Below are 22,783 nucleotides of genomic sequence, written 5' to 3'. Positions count from 1 at the left end.
TGTGAACAGTGTCCACCATTGTGGATGTCGGGGGCGCTGGCTACTCTCGGCGCATGACCTTCATCATCGCAAGTGGGCTCCGAAAGACCTACACGCCCCGCGGCGCGGGCCCCGTGCACGCGCTCGACGGGCTGGACCTCGAGGTGCCACAGGGCACCGTCACTGCGCTCCTCGGCCCGAACGGAGCAGGCAAGACCACGACGGTGAAGGTGCTGACCACCCTCACGAAACCCGACTCGGGCAGCGCCACGATCGGCGGGATCGACGTGGTACGGCAACCGGAGCGCATCCGGCCGATCATCGGGGTGTCCGGCCAGTATGCGGCGGTCGATGAAAACCTGACCGGCTTCGAGAATCTCGACATGGTGGGGCGGCTCTACCATCTCGGCTCCCGGGCGTCCCGGGCCAGGGCCACCGAACTGATCGAACTCTTCGACCTCACCGAGGCCCAGAACCGACCCGTCAAGGGATTCTCCGGTGGCATGCGGCGCCGGATCGACCTCGCCGGGGCGCTGGTGTCCCGGCCGCAGGTGCTCTTTCTCGACGAGCCGACGACGGGGCTCGACCCGCGCTCCAGGCTCGGCATGTGGGACATCATCACCACGCTCGTGGGCGAGGGCACCACGGTGCTGCTGACCACCCAGTACCTCGAGGAGGCCGACCAGCTCGCCGACAGTATCTCGGTGATCGACGACGGGAAGGTGATCGCCGAGGGCACCTCCGACGAACTGAAGGCGTCGATCGGCGGCCAGCGCGTGGAGATCAGTTTGGTGCGCGCAGAAGACAGCGCGGCGGCACGTGATGTGCTGGCCCGTGTGGGCAGCGCGGCGCCGGCCGTCTCCGACGATCGGCGTGAGCTGACCGTCAACGCCACCGATGCGCCCGCCGCCCTGCGGGAGGTGCTCGGCGAGTTCGAGAGGCTCGGCATCCCGCTCTACGACGCCGGGATGCGGCGACCCACGCTCGACGACGTGTTTCTGACGATCACCGGCCACATGGCGACCGCCGACGAGGAGGCGGCCGCATGAGCGCCACCCCGACAGCCCTGAAGCCCGCGACGGCCAACCCCGCCGCATCCACCTCCCGCATCGGCAACCTGCTGAACGACGGCTGGATCACGACCCGCCGCAACCTCATCAAGATCAAACGGGTGCCCGACATCCTGGTGTTCACGCTGCTGCAGCCGATCATGTTCGTGCTGCTCTTCAGTTATGTGTACGCCGGCGTGATCGACATTCCGGGCAGCAGCTACACCGAGTTCATCATGGCGGGCATCTTTGCCCAGACCGTCGTGTTCGGGTCGACGTACTCGGGCTCGGCGATGGCGCAGGATCTGAAGGACGGCATCATCGACCGCTTCCGCACGCTGCCCATGAACCAGGCCTCCGTGCTGATCGGGCGTACCACCGGCGACCTGCTGATCAACACGATCTCGATGGCGGTGATGATGACGACGGGGTTCATCGTGGGCTGGCGGGTGCGATCGAGTTTTCTCGAGGCAGCTGCGGCGGTCGTGCTGCTGCTGCTCTTCGCCTACGCGTTCTCGTGGGTGATGGCGTTCATCGGGATGAGCGTACGGAGCCCCGAGGTCATCAACAACGTGTCGTTCCTCGTGCTGTTCCCCCTCACGTTCATTTCGAACGCGTTCGTACCGAGCGACACGTTGCCGACGCCGCTGCGCATCTTCGCGGAGTACAACCCGGTCTCGGCGCTGGTGCAGGCTGCTCGAACGCTGTTCGGCAATGTTCCGCCGGGCACTCCGGTGGCCGACGTCTGGACGCAGCAGCATCCGGTACTGACGGTGCTCATCGGCATCGTGGTGTTGCTGGCGGTGTTCATTCCATTGAGTGTGCGCAAGTTCCGCACGGTGAGCTCGCGGTGACGGGTCAGAGCGTGAGGGACGTGCCGGTCAGGTTCTCGGCGATGCTCCAGAGCGCGCCGGCGGTGCGGATGTCGCGGGAGCGGCTTCGCGCGGGGACCACCGTCGGGTCGCCCTTCAGCTGGCGCCAGCCGTCGGGGCCCCAGTAGTCGCCTCCCTCGGCCAGCGGATCGGCGGCGGCGCGGACGATCGGCAGGGCGCCGGCGTCCTTGCCCTGTGCGAACGTGGCGAGGGCCGTGCGCGCCGCGGCGTTCGAGCGTTTCGCGCCGATGCCCGGGCGTGACGCGCCCAACCCATCCAGTGCGAATCCTGGGTGGGCGACGAGGCTCCGGGTGCTGTGGCCCGCCTTCCGGAGGCGGCGGTCGAGTTCGAATCCGAAGAGCATCACACTGAGTTTCGAGCGGCCGTAGGTGCGAAAGCTCGAATAGTCCTCGCTCTGCAGGTCATCCAGATCGAGGTCGAAGAATTCGTGGCTGATGCTGCCGAGCGAGACCACCCTCGAGCCGGCCGTGGCGAGCAGGGTCGGCATGAGCCGCGCTGTGAGCGCGAAGTGGCCGAGGAAGTTGGTGCCGAACATGATCTCGAAACCGTCGGCCGTGAAGGCACGTTTCGACGACTCGGTGAGTCCGGCGTTCAGGATGAGGCCGTCGACGGGGCCCGTCGACAGCTCTCGGGCGGCGGCCTCCACCGAGGCCAGGTCTGCCACGTCGAGCTTCACAGAGCGCACACTGCCAAGCGGGGCGCGGGTGAGGATCGACGCGATCGCGCGGCTGGCCTTCTGCTCGTTGCGTGCGGCGATGATCACGGACGCGCCACGTCTCGCGAGGAACTCGGATGCCCAGTAGCCGAGCCCGGCGTTCCCGCCCGTGACCACGAAGGTCTTGCCGCTGAGGGAGGGGAGGAGGGCCGGGGTCCAGCGGGAAGTCGTCATGAGCCGACATTAGCTGTTAGAGTGGAGGGCTGCCTGAGAGGGTGGCGACCTTGACAACTCAACAGTGTGCAACAGTGGCCCAGCTCTTCAGCTGCTCGCGGGGATGATCGGTTTCGACATTGCCTGAGTGAGTGTGAGAAGCGGGCCGAGGACGCACGGTTATCTCGTAAACGATCCGCGCAAACAATAAGTGCCAATCAAAACAGCACTGTTCCGGCCAAGCAGGCCGCTTTCGCTCTCGCAGCCTAAGCTCCAGCTAGCCGCATAAGGAACCGTCAGACCGGGAATGCCCTCTACCCGGATCCTGGCGTTATCTAGAGGGATTGCTCGTGTGTTGTGTCTGAGGGCACACGGGGACTTGCACTCAGGCTGGGCTCGTCGGATCAGGTGCCAGCGACAACTTCCGGAGCCGAGTAGAACATCTTGCTGGCTACGCCCGTAGAAGGCATACGACCACAGCAGTGGACCGGGGTTCAATTCCCCGCATCTCCACCGCCGGCCGCTGTTGCGCACCGCTGTCATGAGGCCTGCGACCCCCCCCAGGGTGCCGCGGGCCTTCGTCTTTCCCGTTCGGGCTACTGGTTCAGTCCCGCGCGTTCAACCCGCTTCGCAGCCGCAGCACCGCTGCCGCGAGTAGCGGAAAATCGTCGGTTGCCGTGGCTCGAACAAATGAATGGGCCGTGTCGAAGTAATGATGAGTCAGATGGTCTCGCATCCGCGCGATCTCTGTCCAGGGAAGAGGCCGACGGCCTCGCAGGCGGCCGAGATGTCGGCGAGCCTGTCGGAGTCGGAACGCTTCACAGTCGCACAGCTTCGGCGAGGACGTGGCTACGAAGGTCAGGTTTGAGACTGTTCACGGGCACGATGTTGACCGGACTCGAAAGGATTTCCTCTGCTTTGGACCTCATGCGGCCGAGAGCAAAGAGCCCGACGGAGTCATCGATATCGACGAGGAGGTCGACGTCGCTGTCGACACCATCGTTGCCCCGCGCAACGCTGCGGAAGACGCTGACCGATCGTGCGCCCTCGGCTCGAAGCGACCGGACCAGGTCGTTTCGGTGTTCACGAATGCGAGTGTGGAGAGGTGTCGAACGGGCCGGTGAGAGGGCGCGCGAGAGGTCGAAGCCAGCCGATTCGACGATCCGGCGAAGCGTTTCCACGCTCGGTTCGCGGCGGCGCGATTCGTAAGCGCTGACCACACTCTGCGTGACGCCGGAACGCCCGGCGAGTTGCGACTGGGTGAGGTTCGCGAGTCTCCGCGCTTCCCTGATCGTCGATGCCGAAGTGATCAGGACTGAAAGTATAGCGAATTGTGACTATTTACGGTGTGGAGACGTGCGAAGGCGGGGCTATTTCAGGGCGGCCGTGCGGTTGGGGTAGGCCTGCCAGAACTCGCCCTGCGTGAAGGTGCTGATCGCCGATTCGGTGCAGCTGGCACCGTAGGTGGCGAGCAGGTCGACGTGGGAGTCGTCGACGACGATGAGCTTCTCGACGGAACGGATGCGGAGGTCTGTGGGGTTCACATTCGTCCAGGTGGCGCCGCCGTCGGTGGTGAGTTCGATGACCGAGTCGGTGGCGGTGCTGTTTCCGGTGCAGGTTCCGGGGGTGGCGCGGTAGCCGACCTTCGCGTCGGCCATACCGCTGAGGTTCGCAGGAGCGGACGACGGAACGGGCGTGCTGGGCGCAGCCGTCGAGGGTGCCGTGCTGGTGGCCGAGGGAGTGGGCGAAGCGGTCGGAACGGCGGTGGACGTGGCGGGAGCGTCAGTCGTCGGTGTCGGTGTCGGAGCCGGCGTCGCCACAAAGGTGGGCTCCGCCGCGCTCACCGGATCACCGTCCACGGAAGGCCCGCTGAGCGCGAACGCAACGAGGGCGAGGTCGGCGAGAACGAAGGCGATCAGGCCTGCGATGATCCACGGAGTTCTTCCGCGCGAGCGTTTAGCCATTCGACAAGACTATGCGAGTGGGCCGGTGGTAGCCACTGAGCGCCGTGATGCGAGCCAGGTCGCCCAGGCGATCACGATGGCCACGGCGGTTCCGAGCAGCGTCTCGACCCCCCGATCGGTGATGAGTTCGGTGGGGTCGCCCGGGTGCACGCCTCGCGACGAGTTCGACGTTCTGTCAGCCGTTCGCCGGGCTGCCGAGCCGCCCACTCCGTCACAGCTGGCGAAGTCGATCGCTGCGTCGAATGCCTCGATCACGAAGCGGGTGGTGGGCCTCGAGGCGGCAGGACTGGTGCTCCGCGAACGGAGCACCAGTGACCGGCGAGTGGTGAACATGGTCGCGACGCCTGAGGGAAGGGCCAGCATCGACGGTGCGTTGCCTGACCAGTTGTCGCTCGAGCGCGAGCTGGTCGGAGTGCTCGGCGCGCCGGAGCGGCAGGAGCTCGAAGGCGCGCTCCGCCGGGTGCTGCTCGAATGCGACCGACGGGCCGGGCCGGCACAGCCGCAGCCGCAGCCGCTGCCGGAGCCGGAGCCGGAGCCGGAGCCGCTGTAACCTGATCGACTTCTGGAGTCGGTACCGTCGGCGCATGCAGCAGACGCCACACACCCTCCTCACGATCGTCAACGCCGTGATCATCCCGGTCGCCGACGGAACGGACTGGTTCCGTGGCTGGATGAGCGTCGACAGCGACGGCCGCATCAGCGGTCTCGGCGAAGGCGAGCCTCCCAGTACGGCAGAAGGCGAGCTGCTCGACGTCGGCGGCGCGTTCGTCGCCCCGGGGTTCGTCTCGGCGCACAGCCACATCTTCACCTCGGGGATGCGCGGCATGACCCCGGGGGACAACCTCTACGGCTGGGTCGGCGTGCAGTCCGAGTTCATCTCGGCCGCCGACGTCGACGACATCTACTGGTTCACCCTGCATGGCTGCCTCGACTTCATCGGCAACGGTGTGACGAGCGCCTACAACTTCACCGACTCGCGGGTGGTCGGTCGGTACGATCCGGAGACGGACCGGCGGGAGATCTACTCGATCCGGCCTGAGTCGTACCTGCAGCGGCAGATCGATGCTGCTCGGGATGCGGGGATCCGCACGATGACGGCGATCCGGGTCGACAGCGAGTTCCAGCCGGTCGACCAGGCCTTCCGTGTCTTCGCTGACGCCGTCGACTACGCCCGCACCGAGGTTCCGGCGCACCTCAGTCTCGGCCAGAGCGTCTTCGGCGCGGTGCAGTGGAGCCAGGCGGAGCAGGCCGCCCGCGACGAGGTGCACGTGATGGATGCCCACGGCATCGGCAACCAAGCGCACTTCCTCGAGACGAGCGAGGCGCTCGACCAGCAGCGCGAGAAGTTTCGCTGGTACGAAGACGCGGGCGCCTTCCGGGAGGGTTTCCTTTTCGGTCACTTCGTGCATCCGGATGCCCACCAGGCCGAGACCGCAGCGAGCTCCGGCTCGGGGATGGTGTGGCAGCCCACCTCGAACGGGCGACTCGGTTCGGGTGTGGCCGACATCCCGCGCTACCGGGATCTCGGCATGCCGATCGGGATGGGGCTCGACGACCAGAGCTGCACCGACATCTCGGACCCCTTCCAGAACATGCGGATCGGAATGTACACACAGCGGGCGGTGCACCAGGACGCGTCGATCATGATGCCGCGGGAGGTGCTCAGGATGCACACCCTCGGTTCGGCGGAGGCGCTCGGTGTGGCAGAGCGCGTCGGCAGCCTCGAGGTGGGGAAGTTCGCCGACTTCCTGGTGGTGGATCCGTCCTCGCCCGACACCGGCCCGGTCTGGGACGTCTCTGCCAGCTATGTCTTCGCCTGCGGCCTCCGCAACCTGAAGAAGGTCTTCATCGGGGGCGTGCTGGCCTCCGAGAACGGGGTGAGCGTGCATCCACTCGCCGCCGATGCCGCCCTGCACCTGCATGACCGGGTACGGGCCGCCGCGACCCGGAGCGGGCTCCGGCTGGCCTGGGAGTAGGGCTCGGCGCTCAGGCTGGCCGGCAGCGGCGCAGCTCAGTCGGTCTGGCAGGCGCCGGAGCTGACCGCTGCCGTCGCCCCGGCTGCCGCCTGCACGACCGGGGCGATCTCTGTCAGGGTCATCGCGTAGCCGGTGTCGGAGTCGGTGGTCGAGCGGGCGAACACCACGCCGACGACGTCGCCGGAGGTGTCGAAGAGCGGGCCGCCCGAGTTGCCGGGAAGCACCGTGCCGCGAAGGGAGTAGATCTCGCGGGTGACGTCTTCGGTGCCGTAGATGTCGAGCCCGGTCGCTTCGACGACCTGGCGGACGCGTGCCGGAGCGGTGACGAAGGGCCCGTTCTCGGGGTAGCCGGCGACGACGGCGGAGGCGGAGGCCGCGAGATCGGTGCCGAGGGTCAGGGGGGCGACCCCGAGGTTCGGCACGTCGAGCACCGCGAGGTCGCGCTGCGGGTCGTAAACCATGAGCCGGGCGGGAAGGAGAGCGCCCGAGCCCGCGACCTGCACGTAGATCTCGCTGCTGCCGGCCACGACGTGCGCGTTCGTGATGATCCGGCCGTCGGAGACCACCCAGCCGCTGCCCTCGGCATCGGTGTTGCAGTTGGGAGCGGAGGAGAGGATCTTCACGACCCCCTGGGAGGCGTTGTCGACCGCCGCCGGCACGCCCTGCTCGGGTGCCTGCGCGCCGGCGATGATCTCCGCCCCGTCGGCGAAGACGGTGGGGAAGCCCGCGCTGCCGAGGGCCTGGTCGAGGGTGCCGAGCGCGGTGGTCGCCGGAACCGGGGAGATGCTGTTCAGCGTGCTGACGATCTTCGACGAATTCACCAGCTGGGTGGCCTGGAGCTGCCCCGTCGAGAGCAGGAAACCGCCCGCGAGCCAGACGATGACGGCCCAGGCGAGCGCGCCGAGAAGCGCGCCGCCGAGGGAGTCGAGGCCGCGCACCACCTTCACCCGGCCGATGGTGCGGCGGATGACCAGGGCGAGGGAGCCGAGCACGGTGGAGGCGATCACGATGCACAGCACGAAGACGACGCCGGCCGCGATCGATCGCTGGAGCGAGCTCGTCCAGCCGTGGTCGGCGAGCAGGGTCACGACCGCAGGAGCGGCGAGCGTGGCGATCCAGGCGCCGAGCGCGATGCCGACGAGCGATGCCGCCATCACCAGCAGGCCGCGGCCCCAGCCGGCGATGACCGCCAGGAGGCCTGCGACAGCGAGCACGAGGTCGACGGCGATTTCCATAGACGTCCAATCTGTCGGATGAAGCTGGATGATCCCTGCGCCGGAGTCCTTCGGGGTGCCCGCCCGTAACATGCTGTCAATCTGGGGGCGCTAGCGTGGATGGGTGAGCACATCCGAAGACCAGACCAGGCGAGACATCCGCGACGAAGTCGACGAGGACCTGCGGAGCGACGTGCGCCGCCTCGGGGCGCTGCTCGGCCGCGTGCTCACCGAGGCGGGGGGCGACGATCTGCTGCGCGATGTGGAGGCACTCCGCGCCCTGACCATTGCGGCCTACGAGAGCAACGCCCAGGGCGGAGCCGCCGACGCGTCGGCCGGCACGGTGTCGATCGAAGACGCCGAGCGCCTCGTCGACTCGTTCACACCCGAGCGTGCAGAACAGGTCGCCCGCGCCTTCACCTGCTACTTCCATCTCTCGAACCTCGCCGAGGAGCACCACCGCGTGCGGGTTCTGCGGGCCCGTGACGGCGCGGGCGACACGGTCGTCACCGACTCGCTGCCGGGCGCGATCGAGCAGCTGGTGGCCGAGGTGGGCACTGAAGAGGCCGCTGAACGGCTTCGCGGCCTGCGGTTCCACCCGGTACTGACCGCACACCCGACGGAGGCGCGCCGGAGGGCCGTCGCTTCAGGGATCCGCCGCATCAGCGAGCTGCTCGAGCACCGCGACCAGCTGCGCCAGGGCACCCTCACGACGGCTGAGAACGACCGTCGCCTGCTCGAGGAGATCGACGTGCTCTGGCGCACATCGCCGCTCCGAACGACACGGCCGACGCCGCTCGACGAGGTGCGCACCGCCATGAGCATCTTCGACCAGACCCTGTTCGAGGTGGTACCGAAGGTGTACCGGATGCTCGACGACTGGCTGCTCGGGAACGCCGCCGGTGCCCGGCCCGCCGAAGCGCCAGCGTTCCTCCGTCTCGGCAGCTGGATCGCCGCCGACCGCGACGGGAACCCGTTCGTGACCGCGGCCGTCACCCGGCAGGCTGCCGCGATCGCGTCGGAGCACATCCTGCTCGGGCTCGAACACGCGGCCACCCGCATCGGCCGCACGCTCACCCTCGACGAGGTCGACACCCCGCCGAGCCGGGCGCTCGACGGTCTCTGGGAGACGCAGCGGAGCTTCGCCGTGGAGATCGCCTCGCAGATCGGCACCCGTGCACCGAACGAGCCGCACCGACGCGTGCTGCTGGTGATCGCCGAGCGCATCGCCGCGACCCGCCGACGGGACGCCGACCTCGGCTACCGGGGACCGGAGGAACTGCTCGCCGACCTGAGGGTCATCCAGGACTCGCTCCGCGACGCCGGTGCCCTCCGGAGTGCGAACGGAGAGCTCCAGAACCTCATCTGGCAGGTCGAGACCTTCGGATTCCACCTCGCCGAGCTCGAGGTGCGCCAGCACTCGAAGGTGCACCGTGAAGCAGTCGCCGAGGTGCGGGCCGGAGGGAAGCTCAGCGAGATGACGCTCGAGGTGCTCGACGTCTACCGCACGATCGCGTTCCTGCAGCGCCGGTACGGGGTACGGGCCTCGAGGCGCTACATCGTGTCGTTCACGCAGTCCTCCGCCGACCTCGCCACGGTGTACGCACTGGCGGAGGCCGCGATGGGTTCGCCCGAGGCCTCGCCGGTTCTGGATGCGGTGCCCCTGTTCGAGACGTTCGACGACCTCGCTGCGTCGACGACGATCCTCGCCGAGATGATCGAGCTGCCCGAGGTGCAGGCCCGGCTCGACGCGACAGGGCGACGACTCGAGGTGATGCTCGGCTACTCCGACTCGTCGAAGGATGTCGGCCCCGTCTCGGCCACGCTCGCCCTCTACTCGGCGCAGCAGCGCATCACGCAGTGGGCGGCCGACAACGACATCGTGCTCACGCTTTTCCACGGTCGGGGTGGTGCCCTCGGCCGCGGCGGCGGGCCGGCCAACGAGGCTGTGCTCGCCCAGCCGCCCGGATCCGTCGACGGCCGCTTCAAGCTCACCGAGCAGGGGGAGGTGATCTTCGCGCAGTACGGCGACAAGACCATTGCCGCCCGGCACATCGAGCAGATGGCCGCAGCGACCCTGCTCGCCTCGACGCCGTCGAACGAGCAGGCGAACCAGTCGGCGACCGAGGACTTCAGCGACGTCGCGGCGACCATGGATGCCCGCTCACGCGAGAGGTTCTACGAACTCATCAAGAGCGACGGTTTCGCCCCCTGGTTCGCCCAGGTCACGCCCCTCGAGGAGGTCGGCCTGCTGGCGCTCGGCTCGCGTCCCGCCCGCCGCGGGCTCTCGATCGAATCGCTCGAGGACCTCCGCGCGATCCCGTGGGTGTTCGCCTGGACGCAGGCGCGCATCAACCTCACGGGGTGGTTCGGTCTGGGCTCCGCGCTCGCCGCCGTGGGCGACATCGGGGTGCTGCAGGATGCCTATTCGCGCTGGCCGCTGTTCACGGCCATGATCAACAACGTCGAGATGTCCCTGGCGAAGACCGACCTGCGGTTGGCGAAGCGCTACCTCGCCCTCGGCGACCGCTCCGATCTGGCTGATCTCGTGCTCGAGGAGATGGAACTCACCCGCGACTGGGTGAAGCGGACGACCGGCCACGATGCGCTGCTCGAGGCGCGACCCGTGCTCCGCCGGGCCGTGCGGCTGCGGAGCCCGTACGTCGACGCCCTGTCGCTGCTGCAGCTCCGGGCGCTCAGGGACATTCGCGCATCCGGCAGCGCCGACCCGCTCGACGAGCCGCACCAGCTGCTCCTCCTCGCTGTCAACGGGGTCGCAGCGGGCCTGCAGAACACGGGTTAGCAGCACGCATCGTTAGCCGGCGGCTCAGGGCGCGGGGCGGAACGCGGCTCCTGGATGATCGGGGGCGAGCCTCGGCGTCGGGGTGCCCGTGAGGCGCTCCCGCAGGGAGCCACCCCGCGATTCCGCGGGCAGCAGGCCGCGGTCGCGGAGCCTCGGCATGACCTCCTCGATGAACTCGGCATAGGTGGCGAGGCCGCCGTAGCTGTGCTCGATCAGGAAGCCGTCGACGTCGGTCTCGGCCGCGAGACGTTCGATCCCGTCGGAGACCCGGTCGGCCGTGCCCGTGATCTTCGTGCCGCCGAGTGTCGCGGCCAGCGCGTCGAGCACGTCGCCCACGGTCTGGCCCGAGCCCTGGTACATCGCGAGCGTCGTCTGGCCGATCTCCGTCGTCAAAGCGTCGACGGGGGTCGCGGGGTCGAGCCCCAGCAGGTTGACGCCGCTCCAGCCGAGGAACAGGGCCGCCATCGCGTCACGGCTCGGAGCGGCCGTAAGGGCCCGCCGGGCATCCCCAGCCTCGGCCTCGGTCGCCCCCACGATCACCGAGATGCTGTTGATGACCTTCACGGAGTCGCGGTGCCGGCCTCGCCGTTCGACCCGGTCACGGATGTCGCGCACGGTCGCCGCCGCCTTCACCGGGTCGCGCTCCTGGATGAACACGCATTCGGCGATCCGGCTGGCGAACTCCCGCCCGCTCGGCGATGCGCCGGCCTGGAAGAGTGTCGGCGTGCGTTGCACCGACGGGCTGACCGGAAACAGTCCGTCGAGCGAGAAGTAGCGGCCGTCGTGCGTGATGCGGTGCACCTTCGCCGGGTCGGTGAAGACACGGGCAGCCTTGTCGAGCACGAGGGCGTCGTCGCTCCAGCCCCCCTCCCAGAGCTTCATCGTGAGGTCGACGAATTCGTCGGCGCGGGCGTAGCGCTCCTCGTGCGGGGTCACGTCGGGGTGCCCGAGCAGCCGCACGAGGGCGGTCTGCATGTCGCTCGTCACGACGTTCCAGCCGATCCGCCCGCGCGTCAGGTGGTCGAGGCTCGCGAAGCGGCGGGCCAGCAGGAATGGATGCTCGGCGGTCGTCGATGCGGTCACGACGAACCCGAGCCGGTCGACAGTGGCGGCCAGGCCGCTGACGATGGTGAGGGGATCGTGCACGGGGAACTGCACAGCCTCACGCACGACGACCTCGGGAACGGCGAAACCGCTCGTTCCGTCGGCCGCAACCGCCTCGTGCATCGGATACCCGAGCGCGTCGGCGAAGAAGAGGAAGTCGAACCCCGCCGCATCCAGCTGCCGGGTCAGCGCCTGCCAGTACTCGAGGGTCGCGAATCCGGCCGGGTCGCTTCGCTCGTGGGGCCATCCGTTGCTGATGAAGCTCGGGGTGAGCTCTTCGAACGCGCCGAGCACCAACTGCTTCGGCGAACCGTCTCCCATCAGCCGAGCTGCGCTTGCCAGTCGGTGGGTACACGATCGGCGGGGCCGGGCGTCGTCTGGCCGAGGGGGTGATGCGTCGGGGCAGTGAGAGACGGGCCCTCGAAGACCGCCTCGGTGCGGTAGTCGAACATCCAGGTCTCACCCGGTTCGAAGCTCTGGATGACGGGGTGCCCCGTCTCACGGAAGTGCGCGGTCGCGTGCTTGGCCAGGGAATCGTCGCAGCAGCCGACATGCCCGCATTCTGCGCAGCGGCGGAGGTGGAACCACCAGAGCCCCTCGGCGTCGCACTCGACGCAGTCGTTTCCGCTCGGTGCCACGTCGGGATCGATTCCGCCTGATGCTGTCACACCTGCGATGCTAGACCATCAGTCAGCACCATCGCCCAGCACCCCGATCTCGACGAGGGCCTGTCTCGACCGCTCGCAGCAGCTCGTTGACGCCCTCTGACTCGCAGACGAACGCGGTCACGCCGGCCGCCCTCAAGCCGTACACGTTGGCCTGGGCCGAGCAGTTCGGGATGGGTGAACTGCAGAACGGTCGCGGTTCCCTAGTGGTCATGTACATGTCGCCGGGGGTAACCTGAGATTCTGAGGGGTTCAGAAGATCTAGTCCGCACCGGGTGAGCAGCTCGTGCGGGGCGCGAAAGACGACACCATGACGAATGAACCCGGCTTCACAGAGGTCCAGCCATCCCGCTGGACGCTGGAGGGGTGGGAGGGTCTTCGGGCCCTTGGACCGCACCTCGTGTCGGAGAATCCCGAGGGCTTCCAGGCATGGGGGAGGCGATGGTCGCTTCCGGGTGTCATCATCTCCGACGTGGCCCAGACCCCGCTTCAGATGTCGCCATCGGGGCGGGATCCTGAGCAGCGCGACTACGTCAGCATCGTGTTCGTTCGGCACGGGATCTTCGAGTTGTACGAATCCGGCCGGACGTTCCGGTTCGAAGCAGGCCAGGCCGGTTACATGGCGGGCTGGGACCAGGTCGAAGCTGTCAATCCGGTGAAATCGCGGGTGGCCATGGTCTCGATCCATCGTGATCTCCTGGCCGCACACGGGGTCACCGTCCCCGGGCGAATCGGCAGTTTCCCTGATGCATCGCGGCTGCGTCGTCCCACCCTCGCCTTCCTCCTCGCCCTGATGGTGGAGTTCGCCGCTGCAGGCGAGCGACCGATGGCGACCGAGGCCACCTCGACGGTGCTTGCCCAGCTACTGGCCGGACTTTTCCTCGAGGGCGCCGGTCGCCGCTCTGATGCCGAGATCTTCCCACAGGGTCTGCGTGCACGGGCTGAGGCTCTCATCGCCAACCGCTCCAACGATCCGGAATTCTCCCCCCAGGTGCTCGCCGAGATGCTGAACGTCTCTCTCCGTCATCTGCAGCGGAGCTTCTCCGTAGAAGGCGTCGGGCCAGCCGAGGTGATCAGGGGGAAGCGGCTGGAAACGGCGCTGGCGGCTCTTCGTCTGGCCTCCCACGCGCCACGATCGGTGGGGGAGATCGCGCAGCAGGCGGGATTCTCGAGCGTGAAGGAACTCCGGCACGCCCTCCGCGCGAGTTACGGGATCACCCCGCGCGAACTGCTTGCTGGCCGGCCGCTCGGCTCCGCCATAGACACGATCGACCGACTCTCCCTCATCGGCTGAAGCCCGGATCGCTGAGCCCCGATCGCTGAGGCCGCAGCCCGCCGCCTGAAGGAGTGCGGCCTGGCTTCCGACTACCCGATTGCCGAGAGCCAGACCGCGGGAATTCACACAGCAACGGAGCGTCAGAACTCGCTCGGTCACCGCTCGGGGAACTCCGGAGGCACCGCCTTCGTGGGGGGAGAGGCGGTGCGTCGGTATGAACTATCCGCCCTTCGGCGACGGCTCACAAGTCGCCGAAATGAGGCTTGACGAGATCTCTGCCGTGATCTAGCCTCCCTCACTCCGCGTGGCGACAGGTGGCGCGGAGCGTCCCCGGGGCTGTATCATCTGTTCTAGTCATTTGCACCTTTACTCAGTCGACTGGATCGATCCGATGCTCTCCACCTCGCCACAACTCGCGGTCTCGACCGTGATCTTCGCGCTGCGCAAAACGGGCGCCGAGAGCCCCGCGACGCTCTGGCTTCCCCTCGTGCGGCGCATCCGTGAACCGTTCGGGGGCAGGTGGGCGCTTCCGGGCGGCCCGATCCGGGCATCCGAGAGCCTTGCGGATGCGGCGGGGCGCAACCTCCTCGAGACGACGGCGCTCACTCCGCAGTACCTGGAGCAGCTCTACGCATTCGGCACGGTCGAGCGTTCGCCGGGCACCCGGGTCGTGTCGATCGTCTACTGGGCGCTCGTGGAGGCAGAGGAGGCCGAACGGGCAGCGGAGGGAGAGAATGTGCGCTGGTTCCCGGCCGACGACCTGCCGGAGCTCGCGTTCGACCACAATGCGATCGTCGACTACGCGCTCTGGCGGCTCCGCAACAAGATGGAGTACAGCCGCATCGCACACGCGTTCCTGGGCGAGATGTTCACGCTCGCGCAGCTGCGGGAGGTGTATGAGGCGGTGCTCGGGCGGCCGCTGGATCCGGCAAACTTCCGGCGCCAGATCGAGGCCACCAAATCCATCGTCGCGACCGAGGAGCGGCAGTCGGGCGGTCGGCACAGGCCGCCCCGGCTCTTCCGCTACAACGAGTCCTTCGACCTGGCCGACAACGGCCCGCTGCCACACGCCTGAACCGCCAACGCCGTCCGCAAGGAGCACGTCATGCCATCCGTCGCCACCACCCTGAACCTGATCCGCCCCGGCGGAGCCGTCACCAGCTGCAGCCCGGCCCTGAAAGACGCGCCGTGGAACTTCGACGCCGTTCCCCTGCCGGCCTACGGTCCGGGGTCGTCGATGGCCGACGTGGCTCCCGCTGACACCCCTCGCCAGGGCGAGATCCCCGCCGAGTACCGCATCGCGACAGACGAGGAACTCGACCGGCGCATCCTGGCCGCGAAGGCGACGCTCGGCGACCGTGTCGTGGTGCTCGGTCACTTCTACCAGCGGGATGAGGTCGTGAAGTACGCCGACTTCGTGGGCGACTCCTTCCAGCTCGCGAACGCTGCGCGCAGCCGACCGGCCGCCGAGGCGATCGTCTTCTGCGGGGTGCACTTCATGGCCGAGACCGCCGACATCGTCTCGAACGCCGACCAGCAGGTCGTCCTGCCGAACCTCGCGGCGGGCTGCTCGATGGCCGACATGGCCGACATCGACTCGGTCACCGAGTGCTGGGAGCAGCTCGAGGAGCTCTACGGCACCGAGCCCGATGCGAGCGGACGGGTGCCGGTCATCCCGGTGACCTACATGAACTCGTCGGCTGCGCTGAAGGGTTTCTGCGGCGAGCACGGCGGCATCGTCTGCACCTCCTCGAACGCTGCCACGGTGCTCGAGTGGGCGTTCGAGCGCGGCCAACGGGTGCTCTTCTTCCCCGACCAGCACCTCGGCCGCAACACCGCGAAGGCCATGGGTGTGCCACTCGAGCGCATGCCGATGTGGAACCAGAGAAAGCCGCTCGGCGGCAACGACCAGCAGGCGGTGGTGGATGCCCGGGTCATCCTGTGGCATGGGTTCTGCTCCGTGCACAAGCGGTTCACCGTCGCCCAGATCGACAAGGCACGCGTCGACTTTCCGGGCGTGCGCGTGATCGTGCACCCCGAGTGCCCGATGCCCGTCGTCGATGCGGCGGATGAAGCGGGCTCGACCGACTACATCCAGAAGGCGGTCCTGGCGGCGGAACCGGGACAGGTCTTCGCTATCGGCACCGAGATCAACATGGTGCAGAGGCTGGCGGCCGAGCATCCGGAGCACACGATCTTCTGCCTCGACCCGGTGGTCTGCCCCTGCTCGACGATGTACCGCATCCACCCCGGCTACCTGGCCTGGGTGCTCGAGGCGCTCGTGCGCGGCGAGGTGCTGAACCGTATCTCGGTCGACGAGAGCGTGGCGGTGCCTGCACGGGTGGCGCTCGAGCGGATGCTGGCGGCCCGGCCGTGACCGCGCGGATGGACGCCCGTGGCGGGTCTGCTGCAGCGTGGCCCGGTGCCCGGGGCGGGTCTCGAGGAGCGCGGCCGACGCTCGTGGTGGTCGGCAGCGGCATCGCGGGGCTGGTGGTCGCGATCGAGGCGAGCCGCACCCACAACGTGACCCTGATCACAAAGGCGGAGCTCGGTGAGAGCAACACCCGCTACGCGCAGGGCGGGATCGCGGCCGCGATGTTCCCCGAGGATTCCGTCGCCTCCCACGTCGCCGACACCCTGGCCGCCGGGGCCGGGCTGAACCGGCGGGCAGCGGTGGAGGTGCTTTGCGCTGAGGGTCCTGCCCGCATCCGCGATCTGATCCGGCTCGGCGTCGAGTTCGACGAGGAGGGCGGTGTGCTCGCCCATGGCCTCGAGGCGGCACACGGTTTTTCGCGCATCCTGCATGCCGGCGGGGATGCGACCGGTTCGGCTGTCGAGAGGGCGCTCGTCGGCGCGGTGCGGCTCACCGCATCCACCCTGCTCGAGGACACCTTCGTGAGCGACCTTCTCGTCGAAGACGGCAGGGTTGCCGGAGTGCATGTCGTCCTGCGCTCGGGCGAACACCGTACGCTGACGGCCGACGCGGTGGTGCTCGCGAGCGGGGGAGCAGGGCAGCTCTACAGCCACACCACGAACCCGCGGGTGACGACCGGCGACGGGGTCGCGGCGGCCTACCGGGCCGGTGCCGAACTCGGCGACCTGGAGTTCTTCCAGTTCCACCCGACGTCGATGGACGCCCCCGGCAACTTTCTCGTCTCGGAGGCCGTGCGCGGCGAGGGCGCCGTGCTCCTCGCCGAGGACGGTCACCGGTTCATGCTCGATGTGCACCCCGACGCCGAGCTCGCCCCCCGTGACGTTGTGGCACGCGCGATCGCGCGGCAGATGGAGGTGCAGGGCGGGCGCGGGGTGCTGCTCGACGCCAGCGGGCTCGGTTCTTCGTTCTTCGCCGATCGGTTTCCGAGTATCTCCGCCCAGTGCCGTCGCAACGGGGTCGACCCCAGCACGGAGCCGATTCGCGTCACGCCGGCGGCGCACTACTGGATGGGCGGTGTGAGCACCGACGACCGGGGGCGGACGACGCTCCCCGGCCTCTTTGCGGTGGGCGAGGTGGCGTGCACGGGCGTGCACGGCGCGAACCGGTTGGCGTCGAACTCTCTGCTCGAGTCAGTCGTGTACGCCTGGCGGGCGGTCGAGGCCCTGCAGGGTCGGGCCGACGACGCGCCGGGCCCAGGGGACGCAGATCGTTCCATCCCGGAGCGGGACGAACGATCCGGGTCCCTTCGCCGTGACGTGCTCGGCCCGGGGGACGCAGATCGCGCCATACCCGAGCGGGAGGGACGATTCGGGTCCCTGGGGGGCGGGGACGAGACGCGGCCGTTCAGCCGCGATGCGCTGCAGCAGCTGATGTGGGATGCCGTGGGGGTGCACCGCGACGGTTCACGGCTGGCTGACGCGCTCGAACAGTTCGAGACATGGGCAGAGGAGCGATCATCCGGAACCGCAGGCAACACCGGAAGCAGCACCGGACGCAACAGGGCGGAGGCGGATGCCTTGCGGGCGCTCGAAGACGACAACCTGCTGCTGCTGGCCCAGCTCGTCACCCGCGCGGCGCTCGCCCGGCGGGAGTCGCGCGGCGCGCACTTCCGCTCCGACTTCCCGGAGACCGACGACGCCTTCGGTCATCACCTCGTCACCCGTTCCGACCGGAGAGTGCTCGAATCGCTATGACAGCCACAACTGCAACAGCCCCAACTGCGACGCCAAGCGCTGCAACACCCACCCTCACACCGCGCCAGATCGACCCCGTGGTGCTGATGGCGCTCGACGAAGACGCGCCCTGGGGCGACCTGACGTCGCAGACACTCCTTCCCGCGGACGCCCGCGCCGACGCCGCGCTGGTGGCACGCGAGGCCGGCGTCTTCAGCGGCGGAGACGTGTTCGCCGCCGCCTTCCGCCTGGTCGACGAGTCGGTCACCGTCGAGGTGCTCGTGCCCGACGGCACGGCTTTCGAGCGGGGAGCGACCCTCGCAACCGTGTCCGGATCCGCCCGGTCGGTGCTGCAGTCCGAGCGGATTGCGCTGAACTTCGTGCAGCGCCTGTCAGGCATCGCCACCCTGACCGCCGAGTATGTGGCGCTCGCGGCCGGAACAGGGGCCCGCATCGTGGACACCCGGAAGACCACGCCCGGCCTCCGGGTCTTCGAACGCCACGCCGTGCGCTCTGGTGGCGGTCACAATCACCGGTTCTCGCTGAGCGATGCGGTGATGGCGAAGGACAACCACCTGGCCGTGCTCACCCAGGGCGGTCTGTCGGTGACGGATGCCCTGCTCGCCGTTCGCGCCCAGCTCTCCCACACCACCCACCTCGAGGCCGAGGTCGACCGGCTCGACCAGATCGAGCCGGTGCTGGCCGGCGGGGTCGACACGATCATGCTCGACAACTTCTCGCTCGCCGACCTGCGGGCGGGCGTGGAGCAGGTCGCCGGGCGCGCGATCGTCGAAGCGAGCGGTTCGGTGAACCTGGGGACGGTGGCCGACATTGCAGCCACCGGAGTCGACATCATCTCGGTGGGCGCCCTGACCCACAGCGTGCGATCGCTCGACTTGGGGCTCGACGTGACGCTGATGGCTGCGGCCACCCCTCCAACGCCGTGATCTACCTCGACTCGGCGGCCAGCACCCCGGTGCGCCGGGAGGTGCTCGAGGCGATGTGGCCCTACCTCACCGGCGATTTCGGCAATCCGTCGAGCACCCACTCGCTCGGCGAGCGGGCGGCTGACGCCCTGGCAGAGGCCCGGGCATCCGTCGCCCGTGTGCTCGGCGCGCGAGCCAGCGAGATCGTCTTCACCTCGGGCGGCACCGAAGCCGACAATCTCGCCGTCAAGGGGATCGCGCTGGGTGCCCCGCGGGGCCGGCACCTGGTGATCACGCCGATCGAGCACGAGGCGGTGCTCGAGTCGGCGGACTACCTGCGACGGCACCACGGCTTCCGCGTCGACGAGGTACGTGTCGACAGCACAGGCCTCGTCGATGCGGAACACTTCACCGCCCTGCTCACCCCGCAGACGACCCTCGCCTCGGTGATGTTCGCGAACAACGAGGTCGGCACTGTGCAGCCCCTCGCCGAGCTCGCCGGGATCGCCCGTGCGGTGCGGGTGCCGCTGCACACCGACGCCGTGCAGGCGGCTGGCTGGCTGTCTCTGGATGTCGCGGAGCTCGGAGTCGACGCGCTGAGCTTTTCGGGCCACAAGCTCGGCGCACCGAAAGGTGTGGGCGTGCTCTTCGCGCGTGGCCGCCTGCCGCTCGAGCCCGTAGTGCACGGCGGAGGCCAGGAGCGCGGTCACCGCTCAGGCACCGAGAACGTGGCGGGCGCGGTGGGCCTCGCCACAGCTCTCACGCTCGCCGAGCAGACGCGCACGGCCGACGCGTCACGCACTGAGCTGCTCCGCGACGCGCTCATCGCCGGCGTGCTCAGCGGCGTTCCGGATGCCCGGCTCACCGGTCATCCGACGGCCCGGTTGCCCGGCAACGCCTCCTTCTGCTTCCCCGGAACGAGCGGAGAGGCCCTGCTGCTCGAACTGGAGCGGGGCGGCATCGTCTGCTCGAGCGGTTCGGCCTGTGCGGCGGGCAGCGACGAGCCGTCGCACGTGCTGCTGGCGCTCGGCTACGAACCGACGCTGGCGCAGACCGCCGTGCGGTTCACGCTGGGCGCTTCGACGACCGCCCCGGAGATCGTGGAGACGATCGGGGCCGTCGGCCGGGCGTTCCGTGCGGTGCGGTCGCTTGCGCGATAACCCGCTGATCGCCTGGCCCGACCACGCGATAGCGCAGAACGGTCGCCGGGCGCAAGACCCCAACGGGAGCGCACGCGATGGGTAGGCTCGATGAGTGGCCACCGTCACACACATCGCAGGAGGGGTTTACACTCATGAACATTCTCGTAGCAATCATCGCGATCGTCGCGATCGTTCTGCTCATCACCGGCGGCGTCTCGTCGTCGCTCAGCTTCCTGATCTGGGTGGGTGTCGTTCTGCTCGTCATCGCCCTCATCGTATTCCTGCTGCGCTTCATCACCGGCCGCAAGGTCTGATCGAGCCTCACCGAAAAGCCCTCGCCGCATTCAGCGGACGGGGGCTTTTCTCATCTACCCGGTTCAGTCTTCGTGGGCGACCCGCGGCCGGCTGATCGCCGGAACCCCGACGACGAGCGAGTGCGGGGGAGCATCCTGCAGCACGACGGCGTTCGCACCGACAGCACTCCCGTCGCCGATGACGATGGGCCCGAGGAGCTTCGCCCCGGCCCCGAGCAGCACGTTGTTTCCGACGGTCGGATGCCGGGTGCCCGCAACCGGGCCGACTCCGCCCAGGGTGACTCCGTGGTAAATCAGCACGTCGTCGCCGACCCGCGCCGTCTCGCCGATCACGACACCCATCCCGTGGTCGATGAAGACCCGCCGGCCTATGATCGCTCCGGGATGGATCTCGACTCCCGTCAGCGACCGCGCGAGCTGGGAGAGCAGTCGCGCCGGCAGCTTCAGCCCCGGGCGGAGCCAGAGCGCATGGGTGAGGCGGTGCATCCAGAGCGCGTGCATGCCCGAGTACGCGAGCAGAACCTCGAGCTTCGAACGCGCGGCCGGGTCCCGTCTCTTCGCCGTCGCGAGGTCTTCGCGAAGGCGGGAGAAGAAGCCCAAGGCCGAATCAGCCTCGGAGGTCGTCGTAGAGCACCGACGACACATAACGCTCGCCGAAGTCGCAGACGATCGCCACGATGGTCTTTCCGGCGTTCTCGGGCCGCTTCGCCACCTCGAGGGCGGCCCAGAGGATGGCGCCCGAGGAGATGCCCGCAAGGATTCCCTCGTCGGTGGCTAGCTGGCGTGCCAGGCGGATGGAGTCATCCAGCGTCACGTCGATGACCTCGTTGTAGATGCTGGTGTCGAGGATGTCGGGCACGAAGTTCGCGCCGATGCCCTGGATCTTGTGCGGGCCGGGAGCGCCGCCGTTCAGAATCGGGCTGTCCTTCGGCTCCACGCCGATGACTTGGATGTCGGGGTTCTTGCCCTTGAGGTACTGGCCGACACCGGTGATGGTTCCGCCCGTGCCGATGCCCGCGATGAAGATGTCGACGGTGCCGTCGGTGTCGTCCCAGATCTCGGGGCCGGTCGTCGCCCGGTGGATCGCCGGGTTGGCCTCGTTCTCGAACTGGTGGGCGAGGATGGCGCCCTCGGTCTCTGCCGCGATGCGCTCGGCCGTCTCGACCGCGCCGCGCATGCCGTCGGGGCCGGGGGTCAGCACGAGCTCGGCGCCGTACGCCCGGAGCAGCACGCGGCGCTCCATGCTCATGGTCTCGGGCATCGCGAGGATCACTTTGTAGCCCCGGGCGGCACCGACCATGGCGAGGGCGATGCCGGTGTTCCCGCTGGTGCCCTCGACGATCGTTCCGCCGGGCTTCAGTGCGCCAGCCTTCTCGGCGGCCTCGATGATGGCCACACCGATACGGTCCTTCACGCTGTTCGCCGGGTTGTAGAACTCGAGCTTCGCGAGGATCGTGGCGCCTGAGCCCTCGGTGACGCGGTTCAGTCGGACGAGCGGAGTGCGGCCGACGAGGTCGGTGACATTGTCGTAGATGCGGGACATGTTCCCAGCCTAGCTTTCGGCCAGCAGGGTGAGCGTGTCTTCGTGCAAGACGCCGTTCGTTGCCAGCGCACTGCCAGACCACAGGGCGTCTTCGCCCGCGAGTCCGGTGAAGCGGCCGCCCGCCTCCTCGACGATCGGGATGAGCGCCGCGACGTCATACGGCTGCAGATCGTACTCGCCCGCCACGTCGACGAGCCCCTCGGCCACCATCATGTAGGCCCACATCTCGCCGTAGGCTCGCGTTCGCCAGACCTTCCGCGACAGTGTCAGCAGCGCGTCGAGCCGGCCGGCCTCGTCCCAGCCCTTCAGCGAGTTGTAGCTGATCGAGGCGTCGGCGAGCGTGGCCACCTTCGACACGGCGAGCCGTCGTGGTTGGCCGCCCTGCACGCTCAGCCAGGCGCTCTGCCCGGTGGATGCCCACCAGCGCTTCTGGAAGGCCGGGGAGCTCACGACGCCGAGCACCGGCACGCCGTCGACCACGAGGGCGATCAGGGTGGCCCAGACCGGCACGCCGCGGAGGAAGTTGGCGGTTCCGTCGATCGGGTCGATGATCCACTGGCGGTGCGGGGTGGTGCGGGCTTGGTCGGTGCCGCTGGCGGTGCTGCCGGTGCCGGGTGCGGGCTTGCCGTCGGCCGTGGCCTTGGTGCCGGGTTCGCTGGCTGGTGCGGTGGTGGCTCCCGTGCCGGGATCCTCCCCGAACTCCTCACCGAGGATCGCGTCGCCGGGGCGCTCCTTCGCGAGGCCGTCGCGGATCGCGCGTTCCACCGCCCTGTCGGCATCCGTGACCGGCGTGCGGTCGGGCTTCTGCTCCACCACGAGATCGAGCGCCCGAAACCGTTCGGCCGAGATCGCGTCGGCCGCGTCGGCCAGGTCGAGGGCGAGGCGGAGGTCGTCGGCGAGGCCGTATTCGTTCGGTTCGGTCACCCAACCACCCTACCGATGGCCCCGCTCCGCGCCACG

General features: G+C 68.6%; 22 protein-coding genes and 1 other RNA gene. 13 read left to right on the top strand and 10 right to left on the bottom strand.

Going from position 1 to position 22,783, the window contains the following annotated elements:
- Nucleotides 1-53: 53 nt before the first annotated feature.
- Nucleotides 54-1,028 carry an ATP-binding cassette domain-containing protein gene (locus tag B7R22_RS10235; protein WP_116411651.1) on the top strand — a complete coding sequence of 325 codons (975 nt, stop codon included), beginning with the start codon at nt 54-56 and terminating at the stop codon, nt 1,026-1,028.
- Complete coding sequence (locus tag B7R22_RS10230) at nt 1,025-1,882, top strand: ABC transporter permease (RefSeq protein WP_116411650.1); 858 nt, start codon at nt 1,025-1,027, stop codon at nt 1,880-1,882. Before B7R22_RS10235 ends, B7R22_RS10230 begins: the two co-directional genes overlap by 4 nt.
- Before the next feature lie 4 nt (nt 1,883-1,886).
- Here the strand turns inward: B7R22_RS10230 and B7R22_RS10225 are convergent, their stop codons facing one another.
- Nucleotides 1,887-2,810, bottom strand: coding sequence for an oxidoreductase (locus B7R22_RS10225; RefSeq protein ID WP_116411649.1), 924 nt, complete (start codon nt 2,808-2,810; stop codon nt 1,887-1,889).
- A 99-nt stretch (nt 2,811-2,909) separates the two neighbouring features.
- On the opposite strand from B7R22_RS10225, the gene ssrA reads away from it, so the two are divergent.
- Nucleotides 2,910-3,305: a transfer-messenger RNA gene (gene ssrA, locus B7R22_RS10220) on the top strand.
- 88 nt (nt 3,306-3,393) lie between these two features.
- Here the strand turns inward: ssrA and B7R22_RS20240 are convergent.
- The 3 genes from B7R22_RS20240 to B7R22_RS18805 all read right to left on the bottom strand — a co-directional run bounded on the left by B7R22_RS20240 (nt 3,394) and on the right by B7R22_RS18805 (nt 4,753).
- Nucleotides 3,394-3,567, bottom strand: coding sequence for a HepT-like ribonuclease domain-containing protein (locus B7R22_RS20240; RefSeq protein ID WP_367379191.1), 174 nt, complete (start codon nt 3,565-3,567; stop codon nt 3,394-3,396).
- 40 nt (nt 3,568-3,607) lie between these two features.
- A complete protein-coding gene (locus B7R22_RS20235) occupies nt 3,608-4,081 on the bottom strand; it encodes a helix-turn-helix domain-containing protein (RefSeq protein WP_367379190.1) in 474 nt (157 codons plus the stop codon).
- Between the two features lie 78 nt (nt 4,082-4,159).
- On the bottom strand, nt 4,160-4,753 hold the full coding sequence (locus B7R22_RS18805) for a hypothetical protein (RefSeq protein ID WP_147305352.1): 594 nt from the start codon (nt 4,751-4,753) through the stop codon (nt 4,160-4,162).
- A 25-nt stretch (nt 4,754-4,778) separates the two neighbouring features.
- On the opposite strand from B7R22_RS18805, the gene B7R22_RS10205 reads away from it, so the two are divergent.
- Nucleotides 4,779-5,303, top strand: a complete 525-nt coding sequence (locus B7R22_RS10205; RefSeq protein ID WP_172582297.1) for a MarR family winged helix-turn-helix transcriptional regulator — start codon at nt 4,779-4,781, stop codon at nt 5,301-5,303.
- Between the two features lie 34 nt (nt 5,304-5,337).
- Nucleotides 5,338-6,729 (top strand): amidohydrolase family protein, encoded by a 1,392-nt coding sequence (locus B7R22_RS10195; RefSeq protein ID WP_116411646.1) that lies wholly within the window; start codon nt 5,338-5,340, stop codon nt 6,727-6,729.
- Nucleotides 6,730-6,764: 35 nt separating this feature from the next.
- On the opposite strand, the gene B7R22_RS10190 is transcribed toward B7R22_RS10195, so the two are convergent.
- Nucleotides 6,765-7,964, bottom strand: a complete 1,200-nt coding sequence (locus B7R22_RS10190; RefSeq protein ID WP_116411645.1) for a MarP family serine protease — start codon at nt 7,962-7,964, stop codon at nt 6,765-6,767.
- Between the two features lie 103 nt (nt 7,965-8,067).
- Between B7R22_RS10190 and B7R22_RS10185 the strand changes: the two genes are divergently transcribed.
- On the top strand, nt 8,068-10,746 hold the full coding sequence (locus B7R22_RS10185) for a phosphoenolpyruvate carboxylase (protein ID WP_116411644.1): 2,679 nt from the start codon (nt 8,068-8,070) through the stop codon (nt 10,744-10,746).
- Between the two features lie 24 nt (nt 10,747-10,770).
- On the opposite strand, the gene B7R22_RS10180 is transcribed toward B7R22_RS10185, so the two are convergent.
- Complete coding sequence (locus tag B7R22_RS10180; RefSeq protein WP_116411643.1) at nt 10,771-12,171, bottom strand: NtaA/DmoA family FMN-dependent monooxygenase; 1,401 nt, start codon at nt 12,169-12,171, stop codon at nt 10,771-10,773.
- Nucleotides 12,171-12,518: a UBP-type zinc finger domain-containing protein gene (locus B7R22_RS10175; RefSeq protein WP_116411642.1), complete on the bottom strand. Its 348-nt coding sequence runs from the start codon at nt 12,516-12,518 to the stop codon at nt 12,171-12,173. Before B7R22_RS10175 ends, B7R22_RS10180 begins: the two co-directional genes overlap by 1 nt.
- 307 nt (nt 12,519-12,825) lie before the next feature.
- Here B7R22_RS10175 and B7R22_RS10170 point away from each other — a divergent pair, with 307 nt between their 5' ends.
- From B7R22_RS10170 to B7R22_RS19190, 7 genes are all read left to right on the top strand, one after another.
- Nucleotides 12,826-13,809 carry an AraC family transcriptional regulator gene (locus B7R22_RS10170; RefSeq protein ID WP_147305350.1) on the top strand — a complete coding sequence of 328 codons (984 nt, stop codon included), beginning with the start codon at nt 12,826-12,828 and terminating at the stop codon, nt 13,807-13,809.
- 373 nt (nt 13,810-14,182) lie between these two features.
- Nucleotides 14,183-14,866, top strand: coding sequence for an NUDIX hydrolase (locus tag B7R22_RS10165; RefSeq protein WP_116411640.1), 684 nt, complete (start codon nt 14,183-14,185; stop codon nt 14,864-14,866).
- A gap of 30 nt (nt 14,867-14,896) precedes the next feature.
- Nucleotides 14,897-16,168 carry a quinolinate synthase NadA gene (gene nadA / locus B7R22_RS10160; protein WP_116411639.1) on the top strand — a complete coding sequence of 424 codons (1,272 nt, stop codon included), beginning with the start codon at nt 14,897-14,899 and terminating at the stop codon, nt 16,166-16,168.
- Between the two features lie 8 nt (nt 16,169-16,176).
- Nucleotides 16,177-17,919: an L-aspartate oxidase gene (nadB, locus tag B7R22_RS10155; RefSeq protein WP_116411638.1), complete on the top strand. Its 1,743-nt coding sequence runs from the start codon at nt 16,177-16,179 to the stop codon at nt 17,917-17,919.
- A gap of 86 nt (nt 17,920-18,005) precedes the next feature.
- The gene (gene nadC, locus B7R22_RS10150; RefSeq protein ID WP_253259027.1) at nt 18,006-18,845 is read left to right on the top strand and encodes a carboxylating nicotinate-nucleotide diphosphorylase; all 840 of its coding nucleotides are present in this window, start codon (nt 18,006-18,008) and stop codon (nt 18,843-18,845) included.
- The gene (locus tag B7R22_RS10145) at nt 18,842-19,984 is read left to right on the top strand and encodes a cysteine desulfurase family protein (RefSeq protein WP_116411636.1); all 1,143 of its coding nucleotides are present in this window, start codon (nt 18,842-18,844) and stop codon (nt 19,982-19,984) included. The genes nadC and B7R22_RS10145 overlap by 4 nt, the downstream gene beginning before the upstream one ends.
- A gap of 134 nt (nt 19,985-20,118) precedes the next feature.
- Nucleotides 20,119-20,280 (top strand): hypothetical protein, encoded by a 162-nt coding sequence (locus tag B7R22_RS19190; RefSeq protein ID WP_172582296.1) that lies wholly within the window; start codon nt 20,119-20,121, stop codon nt 20,278-20,280.
- 63 nt (nt 20,281-20,343) lie between these two features.
- Here B7R22_RS19190 and epsC read toward each other — a convergent pair whose 3' ends face one another.
- Genes epsC through B7R22_RS10130 form a run of 3 tightly spaced genes read right to left on the bottom strand, consistent with a single transcriptional unit; the run spans nt 20,344 to nt 22,747 of the window.
- Nucleotides 20,344-20,880, bottom strand: a complete 537-nt coding sequence (epsC, locus tag B7R22_RS10140; protein WP_116411635.1) for a serine O-acetyltransferase EpsC — start codon at nt 20,878-20,880, stop codon at nt 20,344-20,346.
- A 7-nt stretch (nt 20,881-20,887) separates the two neighbouring features.
- Nucleotides 20,888-21,823, bottom strand: coding sequence for a cysteine synthase A (gene cysK / locus B7R22_RS10135; RefSeq protein ID WP_116411634.1), 936 nt, complete (start codon nt 21,821-21,823; stop codon nt 20,888-20,890).
- Nucleotides 21,824-21,832: 9 nt separating this feature from the next.
- Nucleotides 21,833-22,747: an inositol monophosphatase family protein gene (locus B7R22_RS10130; protein WP_116411633.1), complete on the bottom strand. Its 915-nt coding sequence runs from the start codon at nt 22,745-22,747 to the stop codon at nt 21,833-21,835.
- Nucleotides 22,748-22,783: the final 36 nt, after the last annotated feature.

The organism is Subtercola boreus (assembly GCF_003399635.1).
In the GTDB taxonomy this organism is placed as follows: domain Bacteria; phylum Actinomycetota; class Actinomycetes; order Actinomycetales; family Microbacteriaceae; genus Subtercola; species Subtercola boreus_B.
This window is presented reverse-complemented; position numbering and strand designations above follow the sequence as displayed.